This is a genomic window from Paenibacillus sp. MDMC362 (assembly GCF_003269305.1).
In the GTDB taxonomy this organism is placed as follows: Bacteria; Bacillota; Bacilli; order Paenibacillales; family Paenibacillaceae; genus Paenibacillus_AQ.
On record NZ_QLYT01000064.1, the window covers coordinates 19,235 to 37,090 of the forward strand.

At 47.0% G+C, this 17,856-nt stretch carries 25 protein-coding genes; all 25 read right to left on the reverse strand.

The genetic code is table 11. The features are described from left to right. Positions 1 to 8: 8 nt before the first annotated feature. Positions 9 to 506, reverse strand: coding sequence for a 30S ribosomal protein S5 (gene rpsE / locus DP091_RS26655; protein WP_009589212.1), 498 nt, complete (start codon positions 504 to 506; stop codon positions 9 to 11). Between the two features lie 26 nt (positions 507 to 532). Beyond that, the gene (gene rplR / locus DP091_RS26660) at positions 533 to 901 is read right to left on the reverse strand and encodes a 50S ribosomal protein L18 (RefSeq protein WP_071221017.1); all 369 of its coding nucleotides are present in this window, start codon (positions 899 to 901) and stop codon (positions 533 to 535) included. Positions 902 to 1,012: 111 nt separating this feature from the next. Beyond that, complete coding sequence (rplF, locus tag DP091_RS26665) at positions 1,013 to 1,555, reverse strand: 50S ribosomal protein L6 (RefSeq protein ID WP_071221018.1); 543 nt, start codon at positions 1,553 to 1,555, stop codon at positions 1,013 to 1,015. Positions 1,556 to 1,584: 29 nt separating this feature from the next. Beyond that, positions 1,585 to 1,983, reverse strand: a complete 399-nt coding sequence (rpsH, locus tag DP091_RS26670) for a 30S ribosomal protein S8 (RefSeq protein WP_006212908.1) — start codon at positions 1,981 to 1,983, stop codon at positions 1,585 to 1,587. Between the two features lie 33 nt (positions 1,984 to 2,016). Further along, positions 2,017 to 2,202, reverse strand: coding sequence for a type Z 30S ribosomal protein S14 (locus tag DP091_RS26675; protein ID WP_074961883.1), 186 nt, complete (start codon positions 2,200 to 2,202; stop codon positions 2,017 to 2,019). A gap of 46 nt (positions 2,203 to 2,248) precedes the next feature. Then, entirely contained in the window at positions 2,249 to 2,791 is a 543-nt protein-coding gene (gene rplE / locus DP091_RS26680; RefSeq protein WP_007132558.1) for a 50S ribosomal protein L5, read from the reverse strand. A 28-nt stretch (positions 2,792 to 2,819) separates the two neighbouring features. Next, positions 2,820 to 3,176: a 50S ribosomal protein L24 gene (rplX, locus tag DP091_RS26685; RefSeq protein ID WP_006212910.1), complete on the reverse strand. Its 357-nt coding sequence runs from the start codon at positions 3,174 to 3,176 to the stop codon at positions 2,820 to 2,822. Positions 3,177 to 3,253: 77 nt separating this feature from the next. Continuing rightward, positions 3,254 to 3,622 carry a 50S ribosomal protein L14 gene (gene rplN, locus DP091_RS26690; RefSeq protein ID WP_006212911.1) on the reverse strand — a complete coding sequence of 123 codons (369 nt, stop codon included), beginning with the start codon at positions 3,620 to 3,622 and terminating at the stop codon, positions 3,254 to 3,256. A gap of 36 nt (positions 3,623 to 3,658) precedes the next feature. Then, positions 3,659 to 3,925 (reverse strand): 30S ribosomal protein S17, encoded by a 267-nt coding sequence (rpsQ, locus tag DP091_RS26695; protein ID WP_009589223.1) that lies wholly within the window; start codon positions 3,923 to 3,925, stop codon positions 3,659 to 3,661. A gap of 45 nt (positions 3,926 to 3,970) precedes the next feature. Further along, complete coding sequence (gene rpmC, locus DP091_RS26700; RefSeq protein ID WP_007132561.1) at positions 3,971 to 4,168, reverse strand: 50S ribosomal protein L29; 198 nt, start codon at positions 4,166 to 4,168, stop codon at positions 3,971 to 3,973. After that, positions 4,158 to 4,592 carry a 50S ribosomal protein L16 gene (rplP, locus tag DP091_RS26705; RefSeq protein WP_009589221.1) on the reverse strand — a complete coding sequence of 145 codons (435 nt, stop codon included), beginning with the start codon at positions 4,590 to 4,592 and terminating at the stop codon, positions 4,158 to 4,160. Before rplP ends, rpmC begins: the two co-directional genes overlap by 11 nt. 2 nt (positions 4,593 to 4,594) lie before the next feature. Continuing rightward, the gene (rpsC, locus tag DP091_RS26710; RefSeq protein WP_006212915.1) at positions 4,595 to 5,260 is read right to left on the reverse strand and encodes a 30S ribosomal protein S3; all 666 of its coding nucleotides are present in this window, start codon (positions 5,258 to 5,260) and stop codon (positions 4,595 to 4,597) included. Positions 5,261 to 5,273: 13 nt separating this feature from the next. Beyond that, positions 5,274 to 5,606, reverse strand: coding sequence for a 50S ribosomal protein L22 (gene rplV / locus DP091_RS26715; RefSeq protein WP_015737624.1), 333 nt, complete (start codon positions 5,604 to 5,606; stop codon positions 5,274 to 5,276). 36 nt (positions 5,607 to 5,642) lie between these two features. Continuing rightward, positions 5,643 to 5,918 (reverse strand): 30S ribosomal protein S19, encoded by a 276-nt coding sequence (gene rpsS / locus DP091_RS26720; protein ID WP_113061152.1) that lies wholly within the window; start codon positions 5,916 to 5,918, stop codon positions 5,643 to 5,645. Positions 5,919 to 5,989: 71 nt separating this feature from the next. Beyond that, positions 5,990 to 6,820: a 50S ribosomal protein L2 gene (gene rplB, locus DP091_RS26725; protein WP_076326223.1), complete on the reverse strand. Its 831-nt coding sequence runs from the start codon at positions 6,818 to 6,820 to the stop codon at positions 5,990 to 5,992. Positions 6,821 to 6,849: 29 nt separating this feature from the next. Continuing rightward, a complete protein-coding gene (gene rplW, locus DP091_RS26730) occupies positions 6,850 to 7,143 on the reverse strand; it encodes a 50S ribosomal protein L23 (protein ID WP_006212919.1) in 294 nt (97 codons plus the stop codon). Beyond that, on the reverse strand, positions 7,143 to 7,766 hold the full coding sequence (gene rplD, locus DP091_RS26735) for a 50S ribosomal protein L4 (protein ID WP_071221019.1): 624 nt from the start codon (positions 7,764 to 7,766) through the stop codon (positions 7,143 to 7,145). Before rplD ends, rplW begins: the two co-directional genes overlap by 1 nt. Before the next feature lie 26 nt (positions 7,767 to 7,792). Then, positions 7,793 to 8,416, reverse strand: a complete 624-nt coding sequence (rplC, locus tag DP091_RS26740; RefSeq protein WP_113061153.1) for a 50S ribosomal protein L3 — start codon at positions 8,414 to 8,416, stop codon at positions 7,793 to 7,795. A 41-nt stretch (positions 8,417 to 8,457) separates the two neighbouring features. Further along, positions 8,458 to 8,766 (reverse strand): 30S ribosomal protein S10, encoded by a 309-nt coding sequence (rpsJ, locus tag DP091_RS26745; RefSeq protein WP_009589214.1) that lies wholly within the window; start codon positions 8,764 to 8,766, stop codon positions 8,458 to 8,460. 458 nt (positions 8,767 to 9,224) lie between these two features. Then, on the reverse strand, positions 9,225 to 10,415 hold the full coding sequence (gene tuf / locus DP091_RS26750) for an elongation factor Tu (RefSeq protein ID WP_071221020.1): 1,191 nt from the start codon (positions 10,413 to 10,415) through the stop codon (positions 9,225 to 9,227). A 95-nt stretch (positions 10,416 to 10,510) separates the two neighbouring features. Beyond that, on the reverse strand, positions 10,511 to 12,592 hold the full coding sequence (gene fusA / locus DP091_RS26755) for an elongation factor G (protein WP_071221021.1): 2,082 nt from the start codon (positions 12,590 to 12,592) through the stop codon (positions 10,511 to 10,513). Between the two features lie 48 nt (positions 12,593 to 12,640). Then, positions 12,641 to 13,111 (reverse strand): 30S ribosomal protein S7, encoded by a 471-nt coding sequence (rpsG, locus tag DP091_RS26760; RefSeq protein WP_006212929.1) that lies wholly within the window; start codon positions 13,109 to 13,111, stop codon positions 12,641 to 12,643. Between the two features lie 53 nt (positions 13,112 to 13,164). Beyond that, positions 13,165 to 13,584: a 30S ribosomal protein S12 gene (gene rpsL / locus DP091_RS26765; protein ID WP_006212930.1), complete on the reverse strand. Its 420-nt coding sequence runs from the start codon at positions 13,582 to 13,584 to the stop codon at positions 13,165 to 13,167. Positions 13,585 to 13,724: 140 nt separating this feature from the next. Continuing rightward, entirely contained in the window at positions 13,725 to 13,976 is a 252-nt protein-coding gene (locus DP091_RS26770) for a ribosomal L7Ae/L30e/S12e/Gadd45 family protein (protein WP_113061154.1), read from the reverse strand. A 171-nt stretch (positions 13,977 to 14,147) separates the two neighbouring features. Continuing rightward, positions 14,148 to 17,762: a DNA-directed RNA polymerase subunit beta' gene (gene rpoC / locus DP091_RS26775; protein ID WP_113061155.1), complete on the reverse strand. Its 3,615-nt coding sequence runs from the start codon at positions 17,760 to 17,762 to the stop codon at positions 14,148 to 14,150. Positions 17,763 to 17,856 lie beyond the last annotated feature (94 nt).

A 17,856-nucleotide genomic window follows, 5' to 3' on the forward strand; every position in this document is an offset into this window, starting at 1 on the left:
TTCCCTCCTTAACCCAACAGCTCTTCGACGGATTTGCCGCGAAGCTTGGCAACATCTTCAACACGCTTCAGGCGGGACAACCCTTCCAAAGTCGCATTGACCATGTTCATGGAGTTCGAAGAACCTAGAGATTTTGTCAAAATGTCGCCTACGCCAGCCAGTTCAAGTACTGCACGAACCGGTCCGCCAGCGATAACTCCAGTACCTTCAGATGCCGGCTTCAACAATACTCGGCCTGCTCCGAAGTGACCTGTTACGAGGTGAGGAATAGTTGTTCCAACAAGTGGAATGTGAATCAGGTTTTTCTTAGCATCTTCAATACCTTTGCGGATTGCATCCGGTACTTCGCCTGCTTTACCGATACCTGCTCCTACCCAACCTTTGCCATCACCGACAACTACCAGTGCACTAAAGCTAAAGCGACGTCCGCCTTTTACAACTTTAGCAACGCGGTTAATGTTTACTACTCTTTCAGTCAGTTCTAAAGTGTTAGGATCTACACGCAAGTCGTTTACCTCCTTTTGAAAATATCTTAGAATTCAAGGCCTGCCTCGCGAGCTGCCTCTGCAAGTGCTTGAATACGTCCATGATACAAGTATCCACCACGATCGAATACGATCACTTTGTAACCTTTGTCTGCAGCACGTTTTGCAACGAGTTCGCCGACTTTACGAGCGGATTCAACGCTTCCGCCGTTCTTGATGTCGTTAGCCAGTTCTTTATCCAGCGTAGAAGCTGATGCCAAAGTCACGCCAGCCACGTCGTCGATCAATTGAGCATAGATGTGTTTCGAAGAACGGAACACGTTCAGACGTGGACGTTCTGCTGTGCCTTGGATTTTCTTACGGACACGCAGGTGTCTTTTCAGACGAGCTTTGTTCTTGTCTTGTTTCGTGATCATGCTTCCATTTCCTCCCTTCAGTTTTGCCTTAAAAGCTTCACTTTTAGACGCATCGGGTAAGTATGGGAGAAGAAGTAAGTTATCAACCAGGCGAATCCCCGGTCAGTTAACTTATTTCTTCTTACCAGCTTTACCTTCCTTACGGATAATGCGTTCACCTTCGTATTTAATACCTTTACCTTTGTATGGCTCAGGCTCACGTACGGAACGAATCTTAGCAGCGTATGCACCTACGCGCTCTTTATCGATACCACGAACCGTGATTTTTGTGTTTGCCGGTACGTCGAACTCGATACCTGGCTCCGGTGTAATTTCAACTGGGTGGGAGTAACCCACGTTCAGAACGATTTTATCTCCGGATTTGCTTGCACGGTATCCGACACCTACCAACTCAAGGTTTTTCGAGAATCCTTCAGTTACACCGTTGACCATATTCGAGACAACGCTGCGGGTCGTGCCGTGAAGAGAGCGATGTGTTTTGTTGTCGGAAGGACGAACAACATTGATCTCGTTGTTTTCTACTGTAATTTGCATGTCTTTATGCAGTTCACGAGTCAAGGTACCTTTAGGTCCTTTAACAGTGATTACAGTGTTATCCAGTGTGACTTCCACACCGTTTGGAATAGCAATTGGTTTACGACCAATACGGGACATTCATTACACCTCCTATCTTGTGACGTTGATTACCATACGTAGCAGAGAACTTCTCCGCCAGCTTTGGATTGACGAGCTTCTTTGTCGGTCATAACTCCCTTAGACGTGGAGATGATCGCAATACCCAAACCACCAAGTACGCGAGGTACTTCGTTGCTCTTCGTGTAAACGCGAAGACCTGGTTTGCTGATTCTTTTCAGACCTGTGATTACGCGCTCGTTGTTGGAACCATATTTCAGGAATACACGAATGATCCCTTGTTTGTTGTCTTCCACAAACTCTGCATCACGGATGAAGCCTTCACGCTTCAAAATGTCAGCGATTTGTTTTTTAATCGTCGAAGCAGGCATTTCTACTGTTTCGTGGCGAACCGTGTTCGCGTTACGAATACGAGTTAGCATATCTGCAATTGGATCGGACATAGTCATGTAGGATAAACCTCCTTCCCGTTTATAAACTTCTTACCAGCTTGCTTTTTTCACGCCAGGAATCTGGCCTTTATAAGCTAATTCACGGAAACAAATTCTGCAAATTTTAAACTTCTGCAGTACCGAATGTGGGCGACCACAACGTTCACAACGGGTATATGCCCGTACTTTGTATTTCGGTGTACGTTGTTGTTTAACTTTCATCGAAGTTTTTGCCACTTAGCCTGACACCTCCTAAATAGTTTCGGAGAAAAGGACAACCGTCTTATTTCGCGAAAGGCATGCCCAGTTGAGCAAGCAGTTCACGGGATTCTTCGTCGGTTTTAGCAGTCGTTACGATAACGATATCCATACCGCGAACTTTATCCACTTTGTCATACTCAATTTCAGGGAAAATGAGTTGCTCTTTCAGACCGAGCGTATAGTTACCGCGTCCGTCAAATGCTTTGGTGGACACGCCTTGAAAGTCACGTACACGTGGAAGTGTAACGTTAAACAGCTTGTCGAGGAAGTAGTACATACGCTCACCGCGCAGTGTTACCTTCACACCGATCGGCATGTTCTCACGCAGTTTGAATCCCGCGATGGATTTCTTCGCACGGGTGATAACCGGTTTTTGACCAGCAATCAGCTGCATGTCGTTCACAGCGGAATCAAGCACCTTCGAGTTAGCTACAGCGTCACCTACACCCATGTTGATGACAACCTTCTCGATTTTTGGTACCTGCATTACTGTCTTATAGCTAAACTTCTGCATCAGAGCAGGAGTTACTTCGTTCAAAAAACGTTCTTTCATTCTTGCTGCCATGATTCAAGGACCTCCTTTCTAAACCGTCTTATTTATCGATAACTTCTCCGGATCTTTTTGCTACGCGAACTTTTTTACCGTTGTCCAGTACTTTGTAACCGATACGGGTTACTTTTCCGCTCTTCGGATCAACGTGCATAACGTTCGATACATGGATCGGAGCTTCCTTCTCGATGATACCGCCTTGTGGGTTCATTTGGTTTGGCTTCTGGTGCTTCTTGATCATGTTCACACCTTCAACCAAAACACGATTTTCACGAGGGTACGCTGCGATGACACGGCCTTTTTTGCCTTTGTCTTTACCGCTGATGACGATAACTGTATCATCTTTTTTCACGTGCAGTTTGTTGCTATGGGATTCCAGAACTTTTTTCACTTTAGGCATTCGTTACACCTCCTATGACTAGCCAGTTCAACTATTTATCGGGTTCCCGAAAAGTTACGTCACTTTTTGGGGTGTTATTAGATTACTTCCGGAGCCAAGGAAACGATTTTCATGTAGTCTCTTTCGCGAAGTTCGCGAGCAACTGGTCCGAAAATACGAGTTCCGCGTGGGCTTCTGTCGTCCTTAACAACAACAGCTGCATTCTCGTCAAATGAGATGTAAGATCCGTCTTTACGACGTACAGAACGTTTCGTACGAACGACTACCGCTCTTACTACATCACCCTTTTTGACAACGCCGCCTGGTGTTGCTTGTTTGACGGAACATACGATCAAATCACCGATTTGAGCTGTACGACGACCAGTACCACCCAATACGCGGATACACATCAGTTCCTTCGCACCGGAGTTGTCAGCCACAGCTAAACGTGTAAATGGTTGAATCATTTAAATTTCCTCCTTCCATCAAAAACTGATCATATCTTAGATGATAACCGCTTTTTCAACCACTTCTACCAATCTCCAGCGCTTGTCTTTGGAGAGCGGACGAGTTTCCATGATTTTAACGGTATCTCCGATTTGAGCTTGATTGTTCTCATCATGCGCTTTAAATTTTTTCGTGTATTTAATGCGTTTGTGATACAAGTCATGCTTCTTATAAGTTTCAACAGCTACAACAATGGTTTTATCCATTTTATCGCTGACAACTTTACCAATTTGCACTTTACGAGCATTGCGTTCTTCGCTCATTTGTTAGCCTCCTTCCTGAATACAGAACAGCGAGTTTCTGTTTCATTAACTAATCCCAAGTTCTCTTTCACGGATAACGGTTTTAGCACGAGCTATTTCTTTGCGAACGTCACGGATCCGAGTCGGGTTGTCAAGCTGGCCTGTGGCCAATTGAAAACGGAGGTTAAAGAGTTCCTCTTTAAATCCGGCGATTTTTTGCTCGATTTCTGCAGTGGTTAAGTTGCGCAGTTCATTAGCTTTCATTTGCTTCACCACCCACTTCTTCTCGTTTCACAAACTTCGTTTTAACAGGCAGCTTGTGAGCGGCGAGACGCATCGCTTCGCGGGCGATTTCCTCGGACACGCCTCCAAGTTCAAACATGATCTTGCCTGGTTTTACAACGGCAACCCATTTCTCAACGTTACCTTTACCGCTACCCATCCGCACTTCGAGAGGCTTTTGAGTAATCGGCTTATCTGGGAAAATCTTAATCCATACTTTACCGCCACGACGAATGTAACGAGTCATCGCGATACGAGCAGCCTCGATCTGACGGTTCGTGATCCAGCCTGGTTCTGTAGCTTGCAGACCGAATTCGCCGAAGTTCAGTTCAGTACCGCCTTTAGCTTGACCTCTCATATGGCCGCGCTGTTGTTTGCGGTGTTTTACACGTTTTGGTACCAACATGATTAGTTGCCTCCTTCCTGAGCAGCTTGTTTCTTAGCCGTAGGAAGAACCTCTCCACGATAGATCCATACTTTCACGCCGATACGGCCGTAAGTCGTATGCGCTTCTGCTGTACCATAGTCGATGTCTGCACGAAGCGTATGAAGTGGAACAGTTCCTTCACTGTAGCCTTCCGTACGAGCAATCTCGGCTCCGCCAAGACGTCCGCTGACCGATGTTTTAATCCCTTTTGCTCCAGAGCGCATAGTTCTTTGAATCGCTTGTTTCAGTGCACGACGGAAAGATACACGACGTTCCAGCTGTTGTGCAATGCTTTCAGCAACAAGAATAGCGTCCAGTTCAGGGTTTTTGATTTCAGAAATGTTGATGTGAACTTTTTTACCGCCGGCAATTTTAGTCACTTGTCCGCGCAGTACTTCTACTTCGGAACCACCTTTACCGATAACCATACCTGGCTTCGCAGTGTGGATCGTCACGTTCACACGATTAGCCGCTCTCTCGATTTCGATACGGGATACAGCGGAGTCTTTCAATTTATTTTTCAGGTATTCACGGATTTTCACGTCTTCCAGCAAAAGATCACCGAAGTCTTTGCCTGCATACCATTTGGATTCCCAATCACGGATAATACCGATACGGAGTCCTACTGGATTTACCTTTTGGCCCACACGTTTTCCCTCCTTATTTTTCAGCTACCACCAAAGTAATGTGGCTGGTGCGTTTATTGATCCGGCTTGCACGTCCCATCGCACGCGGGCGGAAACGTTTCATAGTCGGTCCCTGGTTGACATAAGCTTGCGTCACAACCAATTTAGTTACATCCAAAGAGTAGTTATGCTCAGCGTTAGCGATAGCCGAGTTCAAAAGCTTCTCAACAACCGGAGATGCAGCTTTCGGAGTGTGACGAAGAATTGCGATCGCTTCGCCGACTTGCTTACCGCGGATCAAGTCAACAACGAGTTGAGCTTTACGAGGAGCAATACGAATCGATCTAGCATGTGCTTTTGCTTCCATATGTTTAACCTCCTCTCAAACAAAGAGCTTCATTAATTATCTTCTTGTTTTCTTATCATCTTCATGACCTTTGTAAGTACGAGTTGGAGCGAACTCACCCAACTTGTGTCCTACCATGTCCTCTGTTACATATACAGGTACATGTTTACGGCCATCGTATACTCCGAACGTGTGACCGATAAATTGCGGGAAAATAGTGGAGCGGCGGGACCAGGTTTTGATCACAGCCTTTTTGCTTGCGCTGTTCATTTCCTCCACTTTTTTGAGCAGATATCCGTCAATAAAAGGTCCTTTTTTCAAACTACGGCTCATATTGAAATCCTCCCTTCACCAAATTGTCTCGTTACCTTCGAGCCTGTCACGAAGCTATGCACAATCGCGCATTACTTCGTGCGGCGGCGAACGATATATTTGTCAGAAGCTTTACCTTTTTTACGTGTTTTGTAACCAAGGGTTGGTTTACCCCATGGAGACATAGGCGATTTACGTCCGATTGGAGCGCGGCCTTCACCACCACCGTGAGGGTGATCGTTAGGGTTCATGACGACACCACGTACTTCAGGACGTTGTCCAAGCCAGCGGCTACGACCCGCTTTACCGATTTTGATCAACTCATGGTCTTGGTTACCCACAGAACCGATGGTTGCACGGCAAACTTTCAGGATACGACGAACTTCACCGGAAGAAAGACGAACAGTTACGTACTTATCTTCTTTACCGAGAAGTTGAGCTTCTGTACCAGCAGCACGAACCAATTGTCCGCCTTTACCTGGCTTCAACTCGATGTTGTGGATAACTGTACCTACCGGAATGTTTTCCAGTGGAAGTGAGTTACCGATCTTGATGTCAGCACCTACTCCAGATACTACTTGGTCTCCAACTTTCAGACCTTTAGGAGCGATGATATAACGCTTTTCACCATCTACATAGTGAATCAGAGCGATGTTGGAAGTACGGTTCGGGTCGTATTCGATTGTAGCAACGCGACCTGGAATGCCGTCTTTATTCCGTTTGAAGTCGATGATACGGTATTTACGCTTGTGTCCGCCGCCATGATGACGAACCGTAATTTTACCTTGGTTGTTACGGCCAGCTGTTTTGCTCAGCGGAGCCAGCAACGATTTTTCCGGCTGATTCGTGGTGATTTCTTCGAAAGTCGACACGGACATGTTGCGTCGAGCCGGGGATGTCGGTTTATACTTTTTAATAGGCACTGAATTTTCCCTCCTTACTTAAGAAATTCTTATTCAACCGATTCAAAGAACTCGAGCGGTTTGCTGTCTGGAGCCAAAGTCACGATTGCCTTTTTCCATTCGGTTGTGTAACCGGAATAACGGCCATAACGCTTTGGTTTAGCAGGAACACGCATCGTATTCACGTTCGATACTTTAACTTTAAAAATAGATTCGACAGCTTGCTTGATCTCGGTCTTGTTAGCACGGATATCCACTTCAAAAGCATATTTCAGCTCTGCCATGTAGTCAGCCGTACGTTCCGTGATCACCGGGCGCTTGATTATATCGCGTGGGTCTTTCATTACGCGAGCACCTCCTCTACCTTCTGAACTGCTTCCTTCGTAATGATCAGTTGATCGTACGACAGTACGTCAAGAACATTAATGCCGTCAGCCGCTACGAATTTCACACCAGGAATATTACGAGCGGAAAGGGCTACATTATCATCATAGCTTGGAGCAACGATCAGAGCTTTACGGCCTACTTTCAGATTGCTAAGAATGTTAGCAAACTCTTTTGTTTTCGGCGCATTCAGCGTCAATTGATCCAATACGATAATCGCGTTGTCAATCACTTTGGAAGACAATGCGGATTTGATAGCCAAACGACGAACTTTCTTAGGAAGTTTAAACGTGTAGCTGCGCGGAGTTGGTCCAAATACCACACCGCCGCCTTTCCATTGTGGAGAACGGATCGAACCTTGACGAGCACGGCCAGTACCTTTTTGTTTCCAAGGCTTACGTCCGCCGCCGCGTACTTCAGAACGTCCTTTTACTTTGTGGGTACCACGACGAAGCGAAGCGCGCTGCAGCAATACTGCACTGTGCAATACGTGTGCGTTCGGCTCGATGCCGAATACAGCTTCATTCAATTCTACTTCGCCAACTTGGCTACCGCTGACATTATAAAGTGCTACTTTAGGCATTGTTTGTTCCTCCTTTCTTTAGGCGATTATTTCTTCACCGTTTCTTTGATTTGAACGAAACCTTTTTTAGGTCCAGGAATGGAGCCTTTTACAAGGATTACGTTACGCTCTGCATCGACTTTAACAACTTCGAGCTTTTGAATCGTAACTGTCTCATTGCCCATGTGACCTGGCAGACGCTTTCCTTTAGGAACACGGTTTGCCTGGATCGAACCCATGGAACCTGGTCTGCGGTGATAACGGGAACCGTGAGACATTGGTCCGCGGCTTTGGCCCCAACGCTTGATTACACCTTGGAAACCTTTACCCTTGGAAATACCCGTTACGTCAACAAATTCGCCTTCTGTGAAGACATCAGCCTTCAGCTCTTGTCCAACCTCGACACTCGCGAGGTCAACACCGCGAATTTCGCGAACGTAGCGCTTAGGCGCAGTGTTTGCTTTTTTCGCATGGCCTGCTTCTGGTTTGTTAGATCTGTTCTCTTTCTTATCAGAGAAACCGACTTGAATCGCTTCGTATCCGTCGTTTTCCAGATCTTTCTTTTGAAGAACAACACAAGGACCTGCTTCGATAACCGTTACAGGAATTACAACACCCTCAGGGGTAAACACTTGAGTCATTCCGAGCTTTCTACCTAAGATACCTTTCATGTTGACACCTCTTTTCTCTTCTCTAATTCATTATGCAATGCTTACAGTTTGATTTCGATATCTACACCGGACGGCAGGTCCAAGCGCATCAAGGCATCCACAGTTTGTGGAGTCGGGTTCACGATGTCGATCAAGCGTTTATGTGTACGCATTTCGAACTGTTCCCGAGAATCCTTATACTTGTGCACCGCACGGAGAATGGTAATTACTTGTTTCTCAGTTGGCAGCGGGATCGGACCGGATACACCAGCACCCGAACGTTTTGCTGTCTCAACAATTTTCTCAGCGGATTGATCAAGAACTCTGTGGTCGTATGCTTTCAAGCGAATACGAATTTTTTGCTTTGCCATTTTATTCCCTCCTTCTATCGCCCAATTTGGTATCGGACATACTCCGCGAAAATTTTCCAACCACCCACCTCATGGCAAAGGGGCCGGGTGTGTCGGTAACCTCTCACATCATCGCAACGTCGCAGAACAACATTCACTATTATATATAAAAGATAGGCGTATTGCAAGCACTAATTCATAATTAATATGTATTTGCATCATTCACCGAAAGTTGCAGGACTTGGTTAATAGATTCCATCGCTCCCGCATATCATATTGTAGTGAGATCTCTTCTATATAATAGATAGTTTCGAATCTTAGCCGCAACTTCCTTCAGAGCATGTAATCAGGTTATTCGGACTGCTCTTATAAAAAGAAAAAGAGCCTGGTCCAAAGGACCAGACTCTTTTATCAGGACATCACATTGTTACTCGTTACAATACACTGTTGCTATATTCAAGGCTGTTCGCAAGCCTTAATTATTTAATGATGCTAGCAACGGAACCAGCACCTACGGTACGGCCGCCTTCACGAATGGAGAACTTAGTTCCTTCTTCAATCGCGATTGGGTTGATCAGGTTAACCGTTACAGTGATGTTATCACCAGGCATAACCATTTCAGAACCCTCTGGCAAGTTGATCACACCAGTTACGTCCGTAGTACGGAAGTAGAACTGTGGACGGTAGCCAGTGAAGAAAGGCTTATGACGTCCGCCTTCTTCTTTGCTCAGTACGTATACTTGAGCTGTGAACTCTGTGTGTGGTTTAACGGAAGCAGGCTTAGCAAGTACTTGACCGCGCTCGATTTGAGTACGCTCAACACCACGAAGCAATGCACCGATGTTGTCACCAGCTTGTGCGGAATCCAGCAATTTACGGAACATCTCAACGCCCGTAACAACGGATTTCTTAGTTTCTTCAGCGATACCAACGATTTCGATCTCGTCACCAACTTTGATCGTACCACGCTCTACACGACCTGTAGCAACGGTACCACGACCAGTGATGGAGAATACGTCCTCGACAGGCATCAAGAAAGGCTTGTCAGTGTCGCGCTCAGGCAATGGGATGTACTCGTCGATTGTTTTGAACATTTCAACGATTTTTTGTGCCCATTCGCCATCTGGGTTTTGCAGAGCTTCACGAGCGGAACCACGAGTGATCGGAGTGTCATCGCCTGGGAAGTCATACTCGCTCAGCAGGTCGCGAACTTCCATTTCAACCAATTCCAAGAGCTCTTCGTCTTCAACCATGTCGCATTTGTTCAAGAATACAACGATGTAAGGAACGCCTACTTGGCGGGACAACAGGATGTGCTCGCGAGTTTGCGGCATTGGGCCGTCAGCTGCGGATACAACCAGGATCGCTCCGTCCATTTGAGCAGCACCAGTGATCATGTTTTTAACATAGTCAGCGTGACCTGGGCAGTCAACGTGTGCGTAGTGACGAGTATCAGTTTCATATTCAACGTGAGCAGTGGAGATTGTGATACCGCGCTCGCGCTCTTCTGGAGCTTTGTCGATTTGGTCGAATGCTACAGCAGCACCACCGTAAGTTTTGGACAATACAGTTGTGATTGCAGCTGTCAGAGTTGTTTTACCATGGTCAACGTGACCGATAGTACCGATGTTAACATGGGGTTTCGTACGTTCGTATTTAGCCTTTGCCATTTGAACAATTCCTCCTTAAGGGGATATATATGTTAGGCCGGAAGCGGAGTTAACGGGATGTTGGTCCCGCCTCCTATCCAGCAGGTAAAACGTTATTACTCTCCGCCTTTGATCTTGGACACAATTTCATCGGAGATATTCTTAGGAACTTCTTCGTAGTGGGAGAGTTCCATGGAGAACACACCGCGTCCTTGTGTACCGGAGCGAAGGGTAGTGGAGTAACCGAACATTTCGGAAAGAGGTACTTTCGCACGGATAATTTGAGTACCACCACGGGAGTCCATACCTTCGATACGTCCACGGCGGGAGTTCAGCATACCCATTACGTCGCCCATGTATTCCTCAGGCACGGTAACTTCAACTTTCATGATTGGCTCAAGCAGGACAGGCTTACACTTGTCTTTAGCTGCTTTCAGAGCCATGGAACCGGCGATTTTAAACGCCATTTCATTGGAGTCAACATCATGGTAAGAACCGTCGACGATTGTTGCTTTAACGTCAACAAGCGGGAAGCCGGCGAGTACACCGTTCTTCATTTGCTCTTCAATACCTTGTTGTGCTGGACCAATATATTCTCTTGGTACCGAACCACCGACAACTTTGCTCTCGAATTGGTTACCGCTACCTGGTTCCAGAGGTTCGAACTCAACCCATACGTGACCGTATTGACCACGACCACCGGACTGACGAACGAATTTACCTTCAACGCGAGCTGGTGCACGGAATGTTTCGCGGTAAGCTACTTGTGGTTTACCCACGTTAGTTTCTACCTTGAACTCACGACGCATACGGTCGATGATGATGTCCAAGTGAAGCTCACCCATACCTGCCAGGATCGTTTGGCCTGTTTCTTCATCAGTATGTGCACGAAGAGTTGGATCCTCTTCCGTCAACTTACCGAGAGCCACACCCATTTTATCTTGGTCAGCTTTTGTCTTAGGTTCTACTGCGATTTCGATAACCGGATCAGGGAAGTTCATGGACTCCAGGATAACCGGATTTTTCTCATCACATAGTGTATCACCTGTACCCGTATCTTTCAAACCTACGGCTGCTGCGATATCTCCGGCGAATACTTCGGAAATTTCTTGACGGCTGTTCGCATGCATTTGAAGGATACGACCAATGCGCTCACGCTTACCTTTAGTTGCATTCAGTACGTAAGAGCCGGATTGCAGTACACCGGAGTATACGCGGAAGAATGTCAGCTTACCAACATAAGGGTCCGTAGCGATTTTGAATGCCAGAGCCGAGAATGGCTCTTCATCGGAGGAATGACGGATAGCTTCAGTTCCATCTTCAAGGGTACCCTTGATGTCAGGAACGTCAGTTGGAGCCGGCAAATAATCGATTACGGCATCAAGCATCAGCTGAACGCCTTTGTTACGGTAAGAAGAACCACAGATAACCGGGAAGATCTTAACTTCGACAACACCTTTACGCAGAGCGGCTTTCAACTCAGCGATGGTGATTTCTTCACCTTCAAGATATTTCATTGTCAAGTCTTCGTCAAGTTCTGCTACCTTCTCAACAAGCTCGTTGCGAAGCTCTTCCACTTGATCCTTGAATTCTGCTGGAATTTCGGTTTCTTCGATATTTTGACCGAGGTCATCCTTATACATAAAAGCTTTTTCCTCGATAATATCGATGATGCCAATGAAATCATTCTCTGCACCGATCGGAAGCTGAATCGCTACCGCATTCGCTTGCAGACGCTCTCTCATATCTTTAACTACGTTCAAGTAGTCGGCACCGATAATATCCATTTTGTTTACGTATGCGATCCGCGGAACTCCATAACGGTCTGCTTGTCTCCAAACAGTCTCCGACTGAGGTTCAACGCCCTCTTTCGCACTGAATACACCTACTGCCCCATCCAATACACGAAGGGAACGTTCAACTTCTACTGTGAAGTCAACGTGCCCCGGGGTGTCGATAATATTAACGCGATGACCCTTCCAAGAAGCGGTAGTCGCAGCGGATGTGATCGTGATACCGCGCTCCTGCTCCTGCTCCATCCAGTCCATTGTAGCTGCACCCTCGTGAACTTCCCCGATTTTGTGCGTACGGCCTGTATAGAACAAAATCCGCTCTGTCGTGGTCGTTTTACCAGCGTCAATATGCGCCATGATCCCGATATTACGTGTATTTTTCAAGGAGAACTCTCTTGTCGCCATGCGAATAGTCTCCCTTCAAAATTAGAAGTATTAATTAGTTGCTGAATCCTACCAACGGTAGTGAGCAAACGCTTTGTTCGCTTCAGCCATTTTGTGTGTATCTTCGCGTTTCTTAACGGAAGCGCCTGTGTTGTTGGAAGCATCGATGATCTCAGCCGCCAAACGCTCTTCCATGGTTTTCTCGCCGCGGTTGCGGGAGTAGTTTACGAGCCAACGTAATCCAAGGGATGTACGTCTCTCTGGTTTAACTTCGATCGGAACCTGGTAGTTAGCACCGCCGACACGACGAGCTTTAACTTCCAATACTGGCATGATGTTCTTGATAGCTGCTTCAAACACTTCCATCGGATCATTACCAGTACGTTCCTTAATGATGTTGAACGAATTGTAAAGGATGCTTTGAGCAACACCTCTTTTACCATCCAACATGATGCGGTTGATCAGACGAGTTACCAGCTTGCTGTTATACACTGGATCTGGCAGCACGTCTCTTTTAGTTACTGGACCTTTGCGTGGCATGGATATCCCCCTTTCTTCAGTCATGAGTCATGTTACGAAAACATGAGCATCAATTAGCTTTTCGCTTTAGGACGCTTCGTGCCGTATTTGGAACGAGCTTGCATCCGGTTGTTTACACCAGCGGTATCAAGTGCGCCGCGAACGATATGGTAACGTACACCCGGAAGGTCTTTTACCCGTCCACCGCGAACCAATACAACACTGTGCTCTTGCAAGTTATGTCCGATACCCGGAATGTAAGCCGTCACCTCAATGCGGTTCGTCAAGCGAACACGAGCATATTTACGAAGTGCGGAGTTCGGTTTTTTCGGCGTCATTGTGCCTACACGAGTGCATACACCGCGTTTTTGCGGAGCGCTCAAGTCGGTCTCCTCACGTTTCAAAGCGTTAAAACCTTTTTGAAGAGCTGGAGATTTCGATTTGTAAACTTTAGCTTGACGGCCCTTGCGAACCAGTTGGTTAATTGTTGGCATGCTAGCCACCCCCTTCCCGTATTTATCATTCGATTACAAACCTCGTTTAAGTCCACAGACCCAGGCGGTTCATAAAAGAACAAATGAAAAGTTTTTGCCGAGAGAAGTAACGTCTTCTCCAACAAAAACGATTTCTCAAATCATGATTTCAAGACAGCTACCATAGCTGCACCAACTTCAATACCGCATGCTTCTCCAAGCTCTATCATCGTGGGTACATAGTTGATATGCACACCATTCTTATCACACTCGGATACGACTTTTGAAATCAAACGTTGGTCGCAATCTTCAGCCACATAAACCTCTCTAGCCAAACCGGATTCAACGGCCTTCATCGTTTGTTTGGTGCCAATCTTGATGTGTGCATCCTGTAATCCTTTATCATTAGACACAAGTCATTCCTCCAAAAGAACAGGGAACAAAGAAACTATTCACGCACCTTTGCTATATTAGCATCTGCCCTAATCGATGTCAAGCTATTAAATCAGGAAAAAAGAAACTTTGGGACGAGGAGGTCTTCCGCATCTTAAGATACGGAAATCTCCTCATCACCTGACTGTTTCTTAATCTATAGAAGCTGTTTCGAGTTCCTGACTTTCGTCATTCACATCGTTTTGTCCCTCGAACTTCACGCTGCGATAACGGTTCATACCGGTACCTGCAGGGATCAGTTTACCAATGATAACATTCTCTTTCAGACCAAGCAGCTGATCGACTTTACCTTTAATGGCAGCGTCAGTCAACACGCGAGTCGTCTCCTGGAAGGAGGCTGCTGACAAGAACGAATCCGTTTCGAGAGATGCTTTTGTAATCCCGAGGAGAACCGGTTTAGCAACCGCTGGTTCTTTTCCGGAGAGAATAGCGTCTTTATTAGCTGTCTCGTATTCATGCATATCCACGAAGGAGCCTGGCAGCAGTGTCGTATCTCCCGCATCAACGATACGGAATTTACGCAGCATCTGTCTGATCATAACCTCAACGTGTTTATCATTAATTTCTACACCCTGGTTACGGTATACGCGTTGAACTTCCTGAAGGATGTAGTTCTGCACGCCACGGATACCTTTGATACGAAGCATTTCCTTCGGATCAATGGAACCATCAGTCAGTTCATCCCCGGCTTCAATTTGCTTGCCTTCGCTTACGCGCAGACGGGAGCCGTAGGTAACAGCGTAAACCTTAGTCTCAGCTTCACCTTGTACTTCGATTTCACGACGGTCCTTCGTTTCGCGGATCTCTTTAACCACACCGTCGATCTCACTAATGGTCGCTTGACCTTTAGGATTACGGGCTTCAAAGAGCTCCTGGATACGCGGAAGACCTTGTGTAATATCATCGCCGGCAACGCCGCCTGTGTGGAACGTACGCATCGTGAGCTGTGTTCCCGGTTCGCCGATGGATTGCGCCGCGATAATACCAACCGCTTCACCAATCTCAACATGCTTACCAGTAGCCAGGTTACGGCCGTAACATTTTTTGCAGACGCCATAACGTGCACGACAGCTCAAGATGGAACGGATTTGAAGCTTCTCAACGCCAGCTGCTACGATTTCCTCAGCTTTGTCGGAATCAATCAATTCGTTACGATTTACGATGATCTCTTTCGTTTCCGGATGACGGACAGTTTCAAATGCATAACGTCCCTCAATACGGTCGTAGAGATCCTCGATAACTTCTTTACCGTCCTGAATACGACTAACGGTAAAGCCTTTATCCGTGCTGCACTCATCTTCGCGAACGATAACATCCTGGGCTACGTCAACAAGTCGACGAGTCAAGTAACCGGAGTCAGCGGTACGAAGCGCCGTATCGGCAAGACCTTTACGCGCACCGTGCGTGGACAGGAAGTACTCGAGTACCGTCAGTCCTTCACGGAAGTTCGATTTGATTGGGAGTTCGATGATACGACCCGACGGGTTCGCCATCAGACCCCGCATACCACCGAGCTGAGTGATCTGCGATTTGTTACCCCGTGCTTTGGAATCTACCATGAGCATGATGGAGTTAAAGCGGTCCATCGATTTCATGAGTACATCCGTAATATCATCCTTGGTCTTGGACCAGATATCGATAACACGGTCATAACGTTCTTCATTCGTAATCAAGCCGCGGCGATACTGGTTCGTTACTACTTTAACCTTCTCGTCGGACTCTTTCAGAATTTCATTTTTCTCGTCAGGGACGATAACGTCGGATACCGCAACCGTTACGCCTGCACGAGTGGAATACGTGAAACCGAGCTGCTTGATTTTATCCAAAATCACAGAGGTTTCCGTTGTATGGTACGTTTCGAAGCAGCGTGCAATGATGGAACCCAGATATTCCTTACCAACAGCACCGCTGATTGGCAGTTCCTGAATCACTTTTTGAATATCTGCACCCTTCTCGTATACGAAATACTTCTCAGGCGTTCCTTGCAGCAGGTTCGTACGAGTCGCTTCATTGATATACGGGAAGCTGGCAGGGAAAATCTCGTTAAAGATAATCCGACCGATCGTCGTAATCAAAATCGCATTCTGCTGTTTCTCCGTAAAGCTGGTTTTGCCCAATGCTTTCACCGGAATCGCTACGCGTGCATGCAGACCAGCTGCTTCACGCTGATAAGCGGAAACCGCTTCGTTCACGCTGCCCAGAATCATGCCGGTACCTTTTTCTTCCTTGTTATCCATGGTCAGATAGAAGGAACCCAGTACCATATCCTGAGAAGGCGTAACAACCGGCTTACCGTCTTTCGGGTTCAAAATGTTACCCGATGCCAGCATCAAAAGACGTGCTTCAGCTTGAGCTTCAGCAGACAAAGGAACGTGAACCGCCATTTGGTCACCGTCAAAGTCAGCATTATACGCTGTACATACGAGCGGGTGAAGACGGATCGCATGGCCCTCAACCAGAATCGGTTCAAATGCTTGAATACCGAGTCTGTGAAGCGTCGGTGCACGGTTCAGAAGAACCGGATGCTCTTTAATAACCTCTTCGAGCACATCCCATACTTCTGGACTTACACGTTCTACTTTGCGCTTCGCACTCTTGATATTATGTGCAAGGCCTTTGTTGACCAGTTCTTTCATAACGAACGGCTTGAAGAGCTCAAGCGCCATTTTCTTAGGCAGACCGCATTGATACATTTTCAGGTAAGGACCTACAACGATAACGGAACGACCGGAATAGTCAACCCGTTTACCGAGCAAGTTCTGACGGAAACGTCCTTGTTTACCTTTCAGCATGTGGCTGAGGGATTTAAGCGGACGGTTACCAGGACCTGTGACCGGACGACCGCGGCGGCCGTTATCGATCAGTGCATCGACAGCTTCCTGCAGCATGCGCTTCTCGTTCTGTACGATAATATCCGGCGCGCCGAGATCCAGCAGTCTTTTCAGACGGTTGTTCCGGTTAATGACACGACGGTACAGATCGTTCAAGTCGGAGGTAGCGAAACGTCCACCATCAAGCTGAACCATCGGGCGAAGCTCCGGCGGAATGACCGGCAGCACATCCATGATCATCCACTCCGGATTGTTGCCGGAGTTACGAAACGCCTCAATCACTTCCAGGCGTTTGATGGCCCGGTTGCGGCGCTGACCCTGTGCAGTGCGCAGTTCTTCCTTCAGGAATTCAAGCTCTTTGTCAATGTCGATGTCTTGAAGAAGTTTCTTAACCGCTTCAGCACCCATGCCTGCTTGGAATCCGTAGCCGTATTTCTCACGGTAGCTGCGATATTCCTTCTCGGACAACAGTTGTTTCTTCTCCAGCGGTGTATCTCCCGGATCGGTTACAACGTAAGATGCGAAGTAAATGATCTCCTCCAGAGATCGTGGGGACATATCCAGAGCCAGACCCATACGGCTTGGAATGCCTTTGAAATACCAAATATGCGATACAGGAGCCGCAAGCTCGATATGGCCCATCCGTTCACGACGGACTTTGGCGCGTGTTACTTCAACGCCACAGCGATCGCAGACTACTCCTTTATAACGGACACGCTTATACTTACCGCAATGACATTCCCAGTCCTTTTGCGGACCGAAAATCCGCTCACAGAACAGGCCTTCTTTCTCCGGCTTCAATGTACGGTAGTTAATCGTTTCCGGCTTCTTCACCTCTCCGCGAGACCAAGAGCGAATTTTTTCCGGTGAAGCAAGACCGATTTTCATGTACTCAAAATTGTTAACGTCCAACAAGGAGCAACCCTCCTCAACCTAGTCCTATTTATGTGCTATACGACCATAACACCACCGCCGACTTATAAAGCCGACGGGGGTGAATGATTGACCG